The sequence below is a fragment of the Sphingobium sp. 22B genome, assembly GCF_001580035.1.
Taxonomy (GTDB): Bacteria; Pseudomonadota; Alphaproteobacteria; order Sphingomonadales; family Sphingomonadaceae; genus Sphingobium; species Sphingobium fuliginis.
The window spans coordinates 13,584-28,616 of sequence record NZ_LTAB01000014.1; the positions used below are offsets into that span (position 1 = coordinate 13,584).

14 protein-coding genes are annotated in these 15,033 nt (G+C 66.1%); 5 read left to right on the top strand and 9 right to left on the bottom strand.

Annotated features, from left to right (window positions below):
- Positions 1–184 precede the first annotated feature (184 nt).
- The 4 genes from aroC to A0J57_RS13835 all read right to left on the bottom strand — a co-directional run bounded on the left by aroC (position 185) and on the right by A0J57_RS13835 (position 4,089).
- Positions 185–1,273 carry a chorismate synthase gene (gene aroC, locus A0J57_RS13820; RefSeq protein WP_061940077.1) on the bottom strand — a complete coding sequence of 363 codons (1,089 nt, stop codon included), beginning with the start codon at positions 1,271–1,273 and terminating at the stop codon, positions 185–187.
- An 88-nt stretch (positions 1,274–1,361) separates the two neighbouring features.
- Positions 1,362–2,168: an enoyl-ACP reductase FabI gene (gene fabI / locus A0J57_RS13825; RefSeq protein WP_061940079.1), complete on the bottom strand. Its 807-nt coding sequence runs from the start codon at positions 2,166–2,168 to the stop codon at positions 1,362–1,364.
- Positions 2,165–3,136: a YihY/virulence factor BrkB family protein gene (locus A0J57_RS13830; protein ID WP_061940081.1), complete on the bottom strand. Its 972-nt coding sequence runs from the start codon at positions 3,134–3,136 to the stop codon at positions 2,165–2,167. Before A0J57_RS13830 ends, fabI begins: the two co-directional genes overlap by 4 nt.
- Before the next feature lie 14 nt (positions 3,137–3,150).
- Positions 3,151–4,089 carry a DnaJ C-terminal domain-containing protein gene (locus tag A0J57_RS13835; protein WP_061940083.1) on the bottom strand — a complete coding sequence of 313 codons (939 nt, stop codon included), beginning with the start codon at positions 4,087–4,089 and terminating at the stop codon, positions 3,151–3,153.
- 123 nt (positions 4,090–4,212) lie between these two features.
- Here A0J57_RS13835 and pdxH point away from each other — a divergent pair, with 123 nt between their 5' ends.
- Together pdxH and A0J57_RS13845 are read left to right on the top strand one after the other, a co-directional pair.
- Positions 4,213–4,788: a pyridoxamine 5'-phosphate oxidase gene (pdxH, locus tag A0J57_RS13840; RefSeq protein WP_061940085.1), complete on the top strand. Its 576-nt coding sequence runs from the start codon at positions 4,213–4,215 to the stop codon at positions 4,786–4,788.
- Positions 4,789–4,962: 174 nt separating this feature from the next.
- Complete coding sequence (locus A0J57_RS13845; RefSeq protein WP_061940087.1) at positions 4,963–6,294, top strand: dicarboxylate/amino acid:cation symporter; 1,332 nt, start codon at positions 4,963–4,965, stop codon at positions 6,292–6,294.
- Positions 6,295–6,382: 88 nt separating this feature from the next.
- Here A0J57_RS13845 and A0J57_RS13850 read toward each other — a convergent pair whose 3' ends face one another.
- Complete coding sequence (locus tag A0J57_RS13850) at positions 6,383–6,565, bottom strand: hypothetical protein (RefSeq protein WP_007685461.1); 183 nt, start codon at positions 6,563–6,565, stop codon at positions 6,383–6,385.
- Between the two features lie 81 nt (positions 6,566–6,646).
- Positions 6,647–7,921, bottom strand: a complete 1,275-nt coding sequence (locus tag A0J57_RS13855; protein ID WP_062017245.1) for an adenylosuccinate synthase — start codon at positions 7,919–7,921, stop codon at positions 6,647–6,649.
- A 327-nt stretch (positions 7,922–8,248) separates the two neighbouring features.
- On the opposite strand from A0J57_RS13855, the gene A0J57_RS13860 reads away from it, so the two are divergent.
- Positions 8,249–9,052 carry an alpha/beta hydrolase gene (locus A0J57_RS13860; protein WP_061940100.1) on the top strand — a complete coding sequence of 268 codons (804 nt, stop codon included), beginning with the start codon at positions 8,249–8,251 and terminating at the stop codon, positions 9,050–9,052.
- Here A0J57_RS13860 and A0J57_RS13865 read toward each other — a convergent pair.
- From A0J57_RS13865 to A0J57_RS13875, 3 genes are all read right to left on the bottom strand, one after another.
- Positions 9,046–10,176 (bottom strand): ATP phosphoribosyltransferase regulatory subunit, encoded by a 1,131-nt coding sequence (locus A0J57_RS13865; RefSeq protein ID WP_061940089.1) that lies wholly within the window; start codon positions 10,174–10,176, stop codon positions 9,046–9,048. The genes A0J57_RS13860 and A0J57_RS13865 overlap by 7 nt on opposite strands.
- A gap of 98 nt (positions 10,177–10,274) precedes the next feature.
- The gene (gene serA, locus A0J57_RS13870; protein ID WP_048577887.1) at positions 10,275–11,855 is read right to left on the bottom strand and encodes a phosphoglycerate dehydrogenase; all 1,581 of its coding nucleotides are present in this window, start codon (positions 11,853–11,855) and stop codon (positions 10,275–10,277) included.
- Positions 11,856–11,984: 129 nt separating this feature from the next.
- Positions 11,985–13,157: a phosphoserine transaminase gene (locus tag A0J57_RS13875; protein ID WP_061940091.1), complete on the bottom strand. Its 1,173-nt coding sequence runs from the start codon at positions 13,155–13,157 to the stop codon at positions 11,985–11,987.
- Positions 13,158–13,318: 161 nt separating this feature from the next.
- Between A0J57_RS13875 and A0J57_RS13880 the strand changes: the two genes are divergently transcribed.
- Together A0J57_RS13880 and A0J57_RS13885 are read left to right on the top strand one after the other, a co-directional pair.
- Positions 13,319–14,014, top strand: coding sequence for an extensin family protein (locus A0J57_RS13880; RefSeq protein WP_061940093.1), 696 nt, complete (start codon positions 13,319–13,321; stop codon positions 14,012–14,014).
- A gap of 119 nt (positions 14,015–14,133) precedes the next feature.
- Positions 14,134–15,012 carry an LOG family protein gene (locus A0J57_RS13885; RefSeq protein ID WP_025551839.1) on the top strand — a complete coding sequence of 293 codons (879 nt, stop codon included), beginning with the start codon at positions 14,134–14,136 and terminating at the stop codon, positions 15,010–15,012.
- Positions 15,013–15,033 lie beyond the last annotated feature (21 nt).

Consider the following 15,033-nt stretch of genomic DNA (forward strand, 5'->3'; position numbering starts at 1 on the left):
ACGCACTGCCGCTCGCCCTCCCGCGGGCGATCTGTGACGATGATGTTACCGCAGATTGGCTGAGTCGTCTCGCGCAAATCCTGCCTTTATCGAAAGAATGGCTCGATTCGGCGCGTTATATTGCGGCGGTGAACGCGGTTCTCCTGCGGGCTCCTGCCCTTGCAGGAGCATGGGGACGCCTGACTCAGACTTCACCGCATTGCGCGCGGTGGAGCAGCTTCTGGTCCGCCAGCACCAGCGCCATCATCGCTTCCACCACCGGCACGCCGCGAATGCCGACGCAGGGGTCGTGGCGGCCCTTGGTGATGATCTCCGACGCCTCGCCTTCGCGGGTGACGGTTTCGACCGGGATCAGGATCGAGCTGGTCGGCTTGAAGGCGATGCGGACCTTGACCGGCTGCCCGGTGGAGATGCCGCCCGCAATGCCGCCCGCGTGGTTGGCGAGGAAGACGGGGTTGCCGTCATTGCCCCCGTCCATATTGGGCCGCATCGGATCGGCATTCTGTTCGCCGCGCAGGCGGGCGGCGGCGAAGCCGTCACCGATCTCCACGCCCTTAACCGCGTTGATGCTCATCATTGCGGCGGCCAGTTCGCTGTCCAGCTTGGCATAGAGCGGCGCGCCCCAGCCCGCCGGAACCCCGCTGGCGACGCATTCGACCACCGCGCCGAGCGACGAGCCGTCCTTGCGGGCGTCATCGACCAGTTTCTCCCAACGCTTCGCCGCTTCCGGGTCGGGGCAGAAAAAGGGGTTGCTGTCGATCTCGCCCGCGTCGAAACGAGCCGGATCGATGGCGTCGCCGCCGATTTCGCTGACATAGGCGAAGATGTCGACATCGGGGATGACGAGCCGCGCCACCGCGCCCGCCGCCACGCGGCTGGCGGTTTCCCGTGCCGACGATCGCCCGCCGCCGCGATAGTCGCGGAAGCCATATTTGGCGTCATAGGCATAGTCGGCATGGCCGGGGCGATAGGCCTTGGCGACCTCGCCATAATCCTTGGAACGCTGGTCGATATTCTCGATCATCAGGCTGATCGGGGTGCCGGTGGTCCGCCCCTCGAACACGCCGGAGAGGATGCGCACCTCATCCGGCTCGCGGCGCTGGGTGGTGAATTTGGAGGTGCCGGGCCTGCGCTTGTCGAGGAAGGGCTGGATGTCGGCTTCGCTGAGCGACAGGCCCGGAGGGCAGCCGTCGACCATCGCGCCGATGGCGAGACCATGGGACTCGCCCCAGGTCGAAAAGCGGAAGACGCGGCCGAATGTGTTGAAGCTCATGATCCCTGCCCTTTGGGTGAGGTGGTTCGCCCTCACCCTCCCAGCGCTTCGCGCCGGACCCTCCCTCTCCCGGCGGGAGAGGGTTTTGTTACTTGTCCAGCGCGATGTCGGGGGCGTCCTCGGCCTTCATGCCGATGACATTGTAGCCCGCGTCGACATGATGGACTTCGCCGGTCACGCCCGCCGCCAGGTCGGAGAGGAGATAGAGGCCGGCGCCGCCCACATCCTCTATCGTCACATTGCGGCGGAGCGGGCTGTTCAGCTCGTTCCACTTCATGATGTAGCGGAAATCGCCGATGCCGCTCGCCGCCAGCGTCTTGATCGGTCCGGCGGAGATGGCGTTGACCCGGATATTTTCCGGACCCAGGTCCATCGCCAGATATTTGACGCTGGTTTCCAGCGCCGCCTTGGCCACGCCCATGACGTTGTAATGCGGGATGACCTTTTCCGCGCCATAATAGCTGAGCGTCAGCAGGCTGCCGCCCTCCGCCATCAGCGCCCGCGCGCGCTTGGCGACGGCGACGAAGCTGTAGGCGGAGATGTTCATCGTCAGCAGGAAATTCTCCAGGCTGGTGTCGACATATTTGCCGCGCAGTTCATTCTTGTCGGAAAAGCCGATGGCGTGGACGACGAAGTCCAGCTTGCCCCACTTCGCCTTGACTTCTTCGAAGGCGGCGTCGAGCTTTTCCATGTCCGACACGTCGCAGTCGATCAGGAAGTCGGAACCCAGTTCCTCCGCCAGCGGCCTGACCCGCTTGGCCAGCGCGTCGCCCTGATAGGAGAAGGCCAGTTCCGCCCCCTGGGCGTGCAGCGCCTTCGATATGCCCCAGGCCAGCGACTTGTCGTTCGCCAGCCCCATGATCAGACCGCGTTTTCCCGCCATCAAGCCTGTCATTTCGTCGTCCCATTCCCTTTGTCGGCCTGCGCGGCGGCCGCGGCTTCCTCTTCCGGGAACTCCGCCAGCGCCGCATTCAATTCCGCGCCAATTACCACGCCAAGCCCGACAAGGAAGAAGAAAATGAGGGTGATCATCACGCCGGCCAGGCTGCCATAGGTCATGTCATAGCCGCCGAGCATGGAAAGCGTGACTGGCAGCAGCAGGGTGACGCCGTACCACCAGAGCGCCGTGGCGATGGCGCCGGGCCATTTCGGGAAGCGCGGATCCTTGTACAGGCTGGGGGTCAGGGAAACGTAGAGATAATAGAGCGCGACGCACAGGATCGCCATGGGCGCAAGCTTGGTCAGGCCGACGATCTGTATCGCCTGGTCGGCAAAGGGCAGGATCTGGTGCAGGAACTGGTCGATGCCGGTGATGATCACCTGCATGGAGAAGGCGAACATCACCGCGAACACGCTGACCAGGGTGATGCCGATGGCGGTCAGGCGATAATGCCAGAAGGGGCGCGTGCTCCTGGTGCCATAGGCGCGGCGCAATATGTCGCGGATCGTCTCTATGAGGCTGCCGACGGTCCACAGCCCGACCAGCCCGCCCAGCCAGAGCAGCGGCCCCGTGCGGGCGTTGAGCACATCGACGATCGGCTGGCGCACCACCTCCGCGACGCCGGGCGGCACCGTTTCCAGAAAGGCGCCGACCGCCGCCAGCCCGTCCTGCGACCGGCCGAAGATGCTCGCCACCGCCGCCGCCACGATGAAGAAAGGGAACAAAGTCATCAGCGAGAGATAGGCAAGGTTCCCCGCATGGATGAAACCGTCGCTATAGGTGCCGACCGCCACCCGCTTCGCGATTTCGAAGGCATGGCTGCCGGGGCGCACCCGGGCGATCTGGCGGTGGAACTTGGTGCGGGCTTCTTCGGTGAGCCGCTGGCGACGGGACTCCGGTGAATAGGGGGACGGCTGCGGCATTCCCCCCTAACCCCTCAAACGCCCAGATGGGTCCGCACGGCGCGGCTGTCCCGCCAGCCTTCCACCAGCGCCTTGATCGCCGGATCGTCGGCGGGCACGTCGATCAGCAGGGTGACGAGCTGGTCGCCGCGCTGGCCGGTCTTGCCGGTGAAGCCCCTGCCGCGCAGGCGGAGCGTCTTGCCGGAGGATGCGCCCGCCGGCACGCCCAGCATGACCGGGCCGTCGACCGTCGGCACCTTGACCTTCGCGCCCTGCACCGCCTCGTCCAGGGTGATGGGCAGGTCGAGCAGCACATTGTCGCCGTCGCGGGTGAAGAAGGGGTGCGGCTTCACCTCTATGGTGACGATCGCGTCGCCCGCGCCGCCGGGACCCTGCTGCCCCTTGCCGGAAAGCCGCATCTGCGTGCCCGTCTCGACCCCCGCGGGGAGCTTGAGGTCGATGGTCTTGCCGTCCTGAAGCGTGATCCGCTGGGGCGCGAGCGTCGCGGCGTCGACGAACGGGACGGCGAGGCGATAGGTGACGTTCGCGCCCTTCTGCGGCGGCGCGCCACGGCCGAAACCGCCAAAGCCCCCGCCCGCCGCGCCACGGCGGCCTGCGCCGCCGCCGAACAGGCCTTCGAATATGTCCCCGAAATCGGCGCCACCTTCCTGGAACTCGAACCCGCCGCCCTGACCCGGCCGGCCCCGAAAGCCGCCCGCCCCGGCGCCGCCGAAGCCGAAGGGCGCGGTCGGATTGCCCTCGCCGTCGATCTCGCCCCGGTCGAAGCGCGCGCGCTTGTCCTTGTCCGACAGCAGGTCGTAGGCGCTGGTGACGGCGGAGAATTTCTCCGCCGCCTTCGGATTGTCCTTGTTCCTGTCGGGATGCAGTTCCTTGGCGAGCTTCCGATAGGCCGATTTGATCTCTGCCTCGCTCGCGCTGCGCGCGACGCCCAGGGTGGAGTAGGGATCAGCCATTGCCGCCAACATATCCTTTTGCATGAAAAACCGTTTGCGCCTTATGTGGCGAAAGGCGCGGCGTCGTTCAAGCGTGGGAAAGCCTTATCGACATGGCTTTATGAGGGGCGTACATCACCGCGCATGACCGATCCCTTCGTCCTGTTCGATGCCTGGTATGTCGAGGCGCGCGAAACCGAGATCAACGACAGCAACGCCATGGCGCTGGCCACTGCCGATGCGCGCGGGCGGCCTTCGGTGCGGATGGTGCTGCTGAAGGGGCATGGGCCGGACGGCTTCGTCTTCTACACCAATTTCGAGGGGCGCAAGGCGGAGGAGCTGCACGCCAATCCTCATGCGGCGCTGCTGTTCCACTGGAAGTCGCTGCGGCGGCAGGTCCGGATCGAGGGGGCGGTGGGCCCGGTGGACGAGGCCGCGGCCGACGCCTATTTCGCGACGCGCAGCCGTGACAGCCAGTTGGGCGCCTGGGCATCCGACCAGTCGCGCCCGCTGGAATCGCGCGACGTGTTCATGGCGCGATATGAGGAAGTCAGCCTGCGCTTCGAGGGCGGGCCGGTGCCGCGCCCGCCGCATTGGTCGGGCTTCCGCCTCATCCCCGAACGAATCGAATTCTGGCAGGATCGCGAACATCGCCTGCATGAGCGCCGCCTGTTCGAACGGACCGGCGACGGCTGGCGCGAGGGGCTGCTCTACCCCTGAGGCCGTGCTTTTCCGGCGCCGGACGGGGCGCGGAATCTAATTCCTCATTCGTCTAACCCGATGACGGCAGGCGCGCGCCTTCGATTGCGGGCGCTGCGGGTGGCTGTTAGGTGTAGCCACCATTTGGGACAGACCATGAATGCGGTGCGCCCACGCGCCGGTTAAAGGAACGAGATGCGAAATCGACTGACGGCGTTCATCCTGACGGGCATGGTTCTGGGGGTGATCGTGGGCTTTGCCACCAATATCTGGGTGGGTGGCGACAAGGCGCTGGCGAAGGATGTGGCGGGCTACTACCACCTGCTGGCGGACATCTTCCTGCATCTGATCAAGATGATCATCGCGCCCCTGGTCTTCTCCACGCTGGTGGCGGGCATCGCGCATATGGGCGACAGCGCCGCGCTGGGGCGGATCGGCGGGCGCGCGCTCGCCTGGTTCATCATCGCCAGCCTGATCTCGCTGACGCTCGGCCTCATCTTCGTCAATTTCTTCGCGCCGGGCGAGGGATTGAACCTCGTCCGGTCGGGCGCGGATTCGGGCGTGAATACGGAGGCGCTCAACTTCCGCGACTTCATCCTGCATGTCTTTCCGACCTCCATGGTCGGGGCGATGGCGGAAAATTCGATCCTGCAGATCGTCGTCTTCTCCCTGTTCGTGGGCATCGCGCTGACCGCCATCGGTGAGAAGGGCAAGCCGGTCGTCACCGTGATCGAGGCGATGGTGGAACTGATGCTGCAGGTGACCGGCTATGTCATGCGCGTCGCCCCCCTCGCCGTGTTCGGCGCGCTGGCGTCGGTGGTGACGACCGAGGGGCTGGGCGTGCTCAAGACCTTCGGCGAACTGGTGGGCGAATTCTACCTGTCGCTGATCGCGCTCTGGCTGCTGCTGTTCGCGGCGGGATCGATCTTCCTGGGGAAGCGGATGGTGAAGCTGATCCGCTATGTGCGCGAGCCGATATTGATCGCCTTCTCCACCGCCTCGTCGGAGGCCGCCTATCCCAAGATGCTGGAGCAGCTCGACCGCTTCGGCGTGCCGCGCCGCATCTACAGCTTCGTGCTGCCGCTGGGCTACAGCTTCAATCTGGACGGGTCGATGATGTATTCGACCTTCGCGACGATCTTCATCGCCCAGGCCTATGGCATCGACCTGCCGATCGCCACGCAGATCACCATATTGCTGGTGCTGATGGTGACCAGCAAGGGCATCGCCGCCGTGCCTCGCGCGTCGCTGGTGGTGGTCGCCGCGACGCTGGGGCAGTTCGACCTGCCGGTGGAGGGCGTGGCCTTCATCCTGGCCGTCGACCATTTCATGGACATGGGCCGCACCGCGACCAACGTGCTGGGCAATGCCATCGCCACATCCGTCATCACCAAATGGGAAGGCATGCTGGAGGTCGAGGAACCCGAATATGTGCCCCACCCCAAGGCGCCGGCGCATACCGCCGCGCACGGCCGAGCCGGGCTGGAACTGGCGCCCGACATGGTGGAGGAAGAGGAAAAGGGCTAGGGCGCGCTGCGTTGAATCGGGCCCGTTGCCGCCATAAGGCGTGCCGTGCCCCCGCGCTTGCGGGAACACGGCATGGTCCTTGGCTGAATTAACGCAACTTCGCGATGTTCAGCCCGTCCTGCTTGGCACGGGCCTTCACGGATTCCTCGCTGCGGGTCAGGGCCTTGGCGATGGCTTTCAGCGCCATGCCCTTCTTCGCCAGCGTGTGGAGCTTTTGCAGCTCGTCCGCCGTCCAGGGTTGCTTGTGACGCTCGAAGCGGTCGCCGGCCATCGGATTTCCTTCTAGAGCAGATTCCGATCCGATTGCATCGGCTCGACTGCTCTAAGTTTTTGTTTTGTCGCGTTTTCCGAGTCAGCAGATGATTCCATCTGCTTGGAGCTCGGGGCTGGTGGAGACGAGCGTGACCGGGCAGCCGATCAGTTCCTCGATCCGCCGGATATATTTGATCGCCTGGGCAGGCAGTTCGGCCCAACTGCGGGCGCCCGCCGTGGTGTCCTGCCAGCCTTCGATGGTCTCATAGACCGGTTCCGCCTTGGCCTGGTCCTGCGCATGGGCGGGCAGATAGTCGAAGCTCTGGTCCCCGATCCTGTAGCCGACGCAGATCTTCAGTTCCTCGAAACCGTCCAGCACGTCCAGCTTGGTAAGGGCGATGCCGGTGACGCCCGATACGGCGACCGACTGGCGCACCAGCACGGCGTCGAACCAGCCGCAGCGGCGCTTGCGGCCGGTGACGGTGCCGAATTCATGGCCGCGTTCGCCCAGACGCTGGCCGACGTCATTTTCCTGCTCGGTCGGGAAAGGACCGGAGCCGACGCGGGTGGTATAGGCCTTGACGATGCCCAGCACGAAGCCCGCGCCCGATGGGCCAAGGCCGGTGCCGCTCGCCGCCGTGCCCGCCACGGTGTTGGACGAGGTGACGAAGGGATAGGTGCCATGGTCGATGTCGAGCAGCGTGCCCTGCGCCCCTTCGAACAGGATGCGCCTGCCTTCCGCCTTCGCCTTGTTCAGCGTCAGCCAGACGGGCTTGACGAAGGGCAGGATGAAGCCGGCGATGTCGCGCAGCTCCGCCATCAGCGCGTCGCGGTCGATCGGCGCTTCGTTGAACCCGGCGCGCAGCGCGTCGTGGTGCGCGGTCAGGCGGTCGAGTTGCGGGCCCAGATCGTCCAGATGAGCGAGGTCGCAGACGCGGATGGCGCGGCGGCCGACCTTGTCCTCATAGGCCGGGCCGATGCCGCGGCGGGTGGTGCCGATCTTGCCCGCGCCCGAAGCATCCTCCCGCAGGCCGTCCAGGTCGCGGTGGAAAGGCAGGATCAGCGGGCAGGTTTCCGCGATCTGGAGATTGTCGGGCGTGATCTCCACGCCCTGCCCCTTCAGCTTCGCGACCTCGTCGCGGAAGTGCCAGGGGTCCAGCACCACCCCATTGCCGATCACCGACAGCGTGCCGCGCACGATGCCGGAGGGGAGCAGGGAGAGCTTGTACACCTTCTCGCCCACGACCAGCGTGTGGCCGGCATTGTGGCCGCCCTGGAACCGGGCGACGACGTCGGCGCGTTCCGACAGCCAGTCGACGATCTTGCCCTTGCCTTCGTCGCCCCATTGGGCGCCGATCACGGTCACATTTGCCACAGTTACAGTCCTCCGCCCGCCGCGCGGACCGGCCATGCCCTTCGACGGGACTCGGCATGCCGGTGGGATAGGGTGGACGCCCCGGTTGATGATGGCCGTCCTGTGCGGGGCGCGCGTTAGCGGGGCATGGCGGGCGCGTCAAGGCGAAGGGGTTACACTTTGATACAGCGGGATGGCTTTACGCGGCCGGCCGGTCTGGCAAGCTTCCGCTCGGGAACGCGAAAGGGCGGCTGAATGCGGCGATTGACAACGGGAGCGATGCTGGCCCTGATGCTGGTCGCATCGGGCAGCGAGGCGCAGGGCCTGCGCGAACGCTGGCGGGCGCGGATGGTGGAGGGGCAGCAGAATGCGCCGGGCGGACAGACCATGGCCTATGGCAGGGATGGCCTGCAGGTTCTGGACTATTGGCCCGCCCGATCGCAAAAGGCGCCACTGGTCGTCTTCGTGCACGGCGGCGGGTGGAAACGCGGGAGCAAGGACAATGCCACCGGAGCCGCCAAGGCCGAACATTATCATGGGCTTGGCTATGCCTTCGCCTCCGTCGACTACAGGCTGGTGCCGAACGCGACGGTGGAACAACAGGCGCAGGACGTGGCCGACGCGCTGGCCTTCTTGCGAGCGAAGGCAATGGACCTGGGCTTCGATGCGGACCGGATCGTGCTGATGGGGCATAGCGCGGGTGCGCATCTCGCCGCGTTGGTGGGGACGGACATGCGCTATTTCGCCAGGGCGGGACTGAGGCCGGATGCCGTGCGTGGGGTGATCCTGCTGGACGGCGCGGCCTATGATGTCGGCAGGCAAATGGCGGAGGGCGGGCGTTTCATGGCGGGCACCTATGAACAGGCCTTCGGCACCGATCCGGCGCGGCAGAAGGCGCTGTCGCCGACCTTGCACGCCGGGCAACCCAATGCGCCCGGCTTCCTGATCCTGCATGTCGACCGCGCGGACGGCACGGCGCAGTCGGAGGCGCTGGCGGCGGCGCTGCGCAAGGCGGGAACGCCGGTGGAGATGACTGCGCTGGCGGGCCGGGGCCTGCGCGGGCATATGCAGATCAACCGGGCGATGGGCGATCCCGGTTATCCCGGAACCGCCATCGTCGACCAATATCTGAGCCGCCGCTTCGGTCAGTAAGGCCGGGGTTCTGCGCCGTCGAGCCAGTGGGAGCAGCGCAGCGTTTCGCCATTCTCCTCACCCGTCAGCGCGGCGATGGTCTGCCAGCCTTCGGCGCGCAACTGCGCCGCGCGCGCCGCGTCATAGTGCAGCGGCAGGAACAGGCGCTTGGGGGATTGGCCGCCGAAGCCGGCATCGATCAACGGATCGGGATAGAGGGAGAAGCCCATGGCCGGTTCCTCCGACCCGTCGGCGCGGATGATCGCATAGCTGCCGCCCCGGCCGATCTCTCCGGTGAAGCCGTCCGCGAAGATCGAGAAGCCGAACCAGTTCTGATATTCGAAGCCATGCCGCTCGGTGGGATCGAGCGTCAGGGTGATGTCCCAGCCGATGGGCCTGGCAATGGCGCGCAGGCCGGCGATCCGGCTGTCGATGGCGCCGCCCAGTTCCGCGTTGAGCGCTTCCAGACGCTCCATCGCCGCGTGGAAGGGGCCGGTGCCCTCTATCAGCGGCAGATAGGCGGCGGCGGCCGGGCTGATCGCCGCGAGCGCGCCCGCATCCTTGGCGTCCAGCTCGGCGCGGACGGCTTCTATCTCTTCCGGGGCGAGAGGCAGCGGACCGGCGGCCAGCGTGTCGATCAGGTCCGGCAAGGTGAAGTCGATGGTGATGCCGGTGACGCCCGCCGCCTGCAGCGCTTCGATGGCGACGTTCACGATCTCCACGGCTGCGGCGACGCGGTCGCTGCCGATGAGTTCGGCACCGACCTGGAAGCGCTCCCGTTCCGGACGAAGCTGATTCGCGCGCAGGCGGATCACCGGCCCGGCATAGGACAGGCGCAGCGGACGCGGTGCGGCAGCCAGCCGGGTGGCGGCGATGCGGCCCACCTGCGCGGTCATGTCCGGACGCAGCGCCAGGCTGCGCTGGGATACGGGATCGATGGCGCGGACAAGATCCTGCGCCTTCATCGATTTCAGGCGGCCGACCAGCGAATCCTCGAACTCCGCGATCGGCGGCATCACCCGCTCATAGCCATGGGCGGCGACGGTATCGAGCACGCGGCGCGCAAGACGCGCGGAAGCCTCTGCCTGCGGCGGCAGGCGGTCGGAAAGTCCTTCGGGAAGAAGGCCGGGCGGGATCGTGGTCATGGGCTGGCCTTTAGCGGATTATGCGCGCAAGGCCAGCCCGAACCATATCAGGCCCGAACCGGTGTCAGGCCCGAACCGGTGTCAGGCCCGAACCGGTGTCAGGCGAAGCGGAGGAGCTTCACCGTCTTGACGCCTGCCAGCTTGCAGATGTCGTTGAGGACGGTTTCATTGACCACGCCGTCGACCGACAGCAGCAGCACGGCTTCACCGCCCTGGTTGCGGCGGCCAAGGTGGAAGGTGCCGATGTTGACGTTCGCCTCGCCCAGGGTCGAGCCCAGGCGGCCGATGAAGCCCGGCGCGTCCTGGTTGACGATGTAGAGCATGTGCCCCGCAAGATCCGCCTCGACCTTGATCCCGAACAGTTCGACCAGGCGCGCCTGCGCATTGCCGAACAGCGTGCCGGCGACGGATTTGTCGCCGCCTTCGGTCTTCACGGTCACGCGCACCAGCGTCTGATAGTCGCCCTCACGGTCATGGCGCACTTCGCGCACGTCGAGGCCGCGTTCCTTCGCCAGGAAGGGCGCGTTGACCATGTTCACCGTGTCCGAATAGACGCGCATCAGCCCGGCCAGCACCGCGGCCGTGATCGGCTTCTGGTTGAGTTCGGCGGCATGGCCCTCGACCTCGACCGAGACGCTCTGGATGCGGTCGCCCTCAAGCTGGCCCACAAGGCTGCCCAGTTCTTCAGCCAGCGCCATATAGGGCTTGAGCTTCGGCGCTTCCTCCGCCGACAGGCTGGGCACGTTCAGCGCATTGGTGATGCCGCCGTCGAGCAGATAGTCGCTGAGCTGTTCCGCCACCTGGAGCGCGACATTGACCTGCGCTTCGTCGGTCGACGCGCCCAGATGCGGGGTGCAGATGAAGTTCGGCGTGCCGAACAGCGGCGATTCCTTCGCCGGCTCGGTCACGAACACGTCGAGCGCGGCGCCAGCGACATGGCCCGAATCCAGCGCTTCCTTGAGCGCGGCTTCATCGATCAGGCCGCCGCGCGCGCAGTTGATGATGCGCACGCCCTTCTTCGTCTTGGCCAGATTTTCCTTGCTCAGGATGTTGCGGGTCTGGTCGGTCAGCGGCGTGTGCAGGGTAATGAAGTCCGCCTTCGCCAGCAGCGTGTCCAGATCGGCCTTTTCCACGCCCATCTCGACGGCGCGTTCCGGGGTCAGGAAGGGGTCGAAGGCGACGACCTTCATCTTGAGGCCCAGGGCGCGGCTGGCGACGATGGAGCCGATATTGCCCGCGCCGATCAGGCCCAGCGTCTTGCCGGTGACTTCCACGCCCATGAAGCCGTTCTTCGGCCACAGGCCCTGCTGCGTCTGGGCATTGGCTTCGGGCAACTGGCGGGCCAGTGCGAACATCAGCGCGATGGCGTGTTCGGCGGTGGTAATGGAATTGCCGAACGGCGTATTCATGACGATCACGCCCTTGGACGAGGCGGCCGGGATGTCGACATTGTCGACGCCGATGCCAGCGCGGCCGATGACCTTCAGGTTGGTGGCGTGGTCGAGAATGTCCTTCGTCACCTTGGTCGAGCTGCGGATGGCGAGGCCGTCATATTGGCCGATGATCGCCTTCAGCTCTTCGGGGGTCTTGCCGGTGATTTCATCGACTTCCACGCCGCGCTCCCGGAAGATCGCGGCGGCGCGGGGGTCCATCTTGTCGCTGATGAGTACCTTGGGCATCTGTGTTTCCTTTGGAAATATGCCCGTCATCCCCGCGGAAGCGCGGACCCATCTCCCATAAGAAGCGTCAAGCGGGACGTTCAGGAGATGGGTTCCCGCCTGCGCGGGAATGACGGCTTCAAATAAAGATCAAGCAGCCTTGACGGTGGCGTAGGCCCAGTCGAGCCAAGGCCCCAGCGCTTCGATGTCGGCGGTCTCGACCGTCGCGCCGCACCAGATGCGCAGGCCCGCCGGGGCGTCGCGATAGCCCGCGACGTCATAGGCGGCGCCTTCCTTCTCCAGCAGGGCCGCGAAGCTCTTGATGAAGGCTTCGTCCGCGCCCTCGACGGTCAGGCAGACGCTGGTGGTCGAGCGGGAGGCGGGATCGGCGGCGAGATGGCCAAGCCAGTCGCGTTCCTCGACGATCCTGTTCAGCGCCGCCGCATTGGCGTTGCTGCGCGCGATCAGCCCCGTGAGGCCGCCGATCGACTTGCCCCATTCCAGCGCGAAGATCGCATCCTCGACCGCCAGCATGGAGGGGGTGTTGATCGTCTCGCCCTTGAAGATGCCCTCGGCCAGCTTGCCCTTCGCCATCAGGCGGAAGACCTTGGGCAGCGGCCAGGCCGGGGTGTGGGTTTCGAGGCGCTCGACCGCGCGGGGACCGAGGATCAGCACGCCATGACCGCCCTCGCCGCCCAGCACCTTCTGCCAGGAGAAGGTGGCGACGTCGATCTTGGTCCAGTCGATCTCATAGGCGAAGACCGCGCTGGTGGCGTCGGCGAAGGTCAGGCCTTCGCGGTCGGCCGGAATCCAGTCGGCGTTCGGCACGCGCACGCCGGAGGTGGTGCCGTTCCAGGTGAACAGCACGTCATGGGCGAAGTTCACACCGTTCAGGTCGGGCAATTGGCCATAGTCGGCGCGGATGATCGTCGGATCGAGCTTCAACTGCTTGGCAGCGTCCGTCACCCAGCCTTCGCCGAAGCTTTCCCAGGCCAGCGTCGTCACCGGGCGGGCGCCCAGCATCGTCCACATCGCCATTTCGAAGGCGCCGGTGTCGGAACCGGGGACGATGCCGATGCGGTGGGTTTCGGGCAGGTTCAGCAGCTCGCGCATCAGGTCGATGCAATAAGCGAGGCGGGTCTTGCCGATCTTGGCGCGGTGCGAGCGGCCGAGGGAGTCGGCGCTCAGCTTGTCGGCGCTCCAGCCCGGAGGCTTGGCGCAGGGACCGGAAGAGAAATAGGGGCGCTCGGGTTTCTTGGCCGGACGGTTGGCGGGCTTTTCAGCAGGCGCAAGGGTGGCGTCAACGGCAGTCAGGTCAGTCATGTAATGCGTCTCCTTACAGAGAGCACGCGCGGCGTTGGGACCGCGTGGCCCGCTGGCCGCCCTAAAGTCTCCGGCCAAAGAGTCAAGTTGAATGTCTGGACGCGATGAACCGAGCATGCCGTTAACCCTTGGGCCAGCCGGACGTGGTAAATGGTCCCGTCATGATCGAGCGGGTTAGGGGGAAAGCGATTTTTCGCGGCCTGGCGCTGGCGGCCGCAGCGGCTGCCGCGCTGACGCTGGCAGGCTGCGGCGGCGACCTCGTCCCGCGCGGCCGGGTGGAACGCCCGGCAAGGCCCGTTAAGACCGCCCGGCCAGCCGCCCCGCCGCCCATGGAAGTGCGGCAGTGCATGGCGAAGCTGCAATCGCAATCCGTCCTCTTCACGCCCCTTCCGGACCAGAATTTCGGCGGCGGGTGCAGCGCCTATGGCAGCGTCAAGCTGCTCGACATCGGCGTGCCCGCGACCAATCTGGGTGCGATGACCTGCAATCTGGCGGCCAATTTCGCGGCCTGGGCCCGCTTCGGCGTGCAGCCTGCCGCCCGGTTGATCCTGGGGGCGGAGGTCGAGAAGATCGAGACGTTCGGCACCTATAATTGCCGGCCGATCGCGGGCAGCGGCAAGCTGAGCGAACATGCCCACAGCAATGCGGTCGACGTGTCGGGATTCGTGCTGAGCGACGGGCGGCGCATCACCATCCAGAACGACTGGAACGGCGACCGGCGCGTCCGCCAGTTTCTGGAGATCATCCACGCCAGCGCCTGCAAGCGGTTCCGCACGGTGCTGAGCCCCGATTACAACGCCGCCCATCACGACCATTTTCACTTCGACATGGGCGGCCGCGGCGGCTTCTGCCGCTGAGCGGAAACGGGAACGCGGCGGCTTTGGCCGCTGGGCGGGCGGAAGAAGCGGGCCGAACTTAACGGCATTTAATCTTAACCGCCTTGGCTTTGCCGCCTTGGCCGCCTACCTTGGTGAAAATGACCAGAAAAGAAATCGAAGAACGCAAATTCCGCCCCGCCCGTCAGGAAGCCGCCGACGCCCGCAAGGGGGTGGAAACACCGCAGACCAGCAGCGCCGCCTACCGCCTGGCCTTTCAGGACACCGAATTCCTGCTGCGGGAGGATTTGCGGCCGGTGCGGTTCCAGCTGGAATTGCTGAAACCCCAATTGCTGATGGACGAGGCGAAGATCGAATCGACCTTCGTCTTCTACGGATCGGCGCGCATTCCCGAACCGGAGCAGGCGCAGGCGCGCATCGACGCCGCGACCACGCCCGAACAGCGGCGGATCGCGGAAAATCTGGGCAAAAAGGCGCGCTATTATGACGAGGCGCGCAAGCTGGCCCGGATCGCGGCGCAATATCCGGTGAACGAGGCGGGATGCCGCCATTTCGTCGTCTGCTCGGGCGGCGGCCCCTCGATCATGGAGGCGGCCAATCGCGGCGCCGACGATGTGGGCGCCGCCACCATCGGCATGAACATCGTGCTGCCCCATGAACAGGCGCCCAACCGCTTCGTCACGCCGGAGCTGAGCTTCCAGTTCCACTATTTCGCGCTGCGCAAGATGCATTTCCTGCTGCGGGCGCGGGCGCTGGCGGTGTTCCCCGGCGGCTTCGGCACGTTCGACGAGATGTTCGAACTGCTGACGCTGATCCAGACCGGCAAGATGAAGCCGATCCCGATCCTGCTGTTCGGGCGCGAATTCTGGACGCGCGTGGTGGATTTCGAGGCGCTGGCGGACGAAGGCGTGATCTCTCCGTCGGACCTCAACCTGCTGACCTGGGTGGAAACGGCCGAGGAAGCGTGGAAAGCGGTGCAGAGCTTTTACCAGGATTCGGAAGCGCCGGGCTGCGGGTGATGCGCGTCGCGCTCCTGCGCG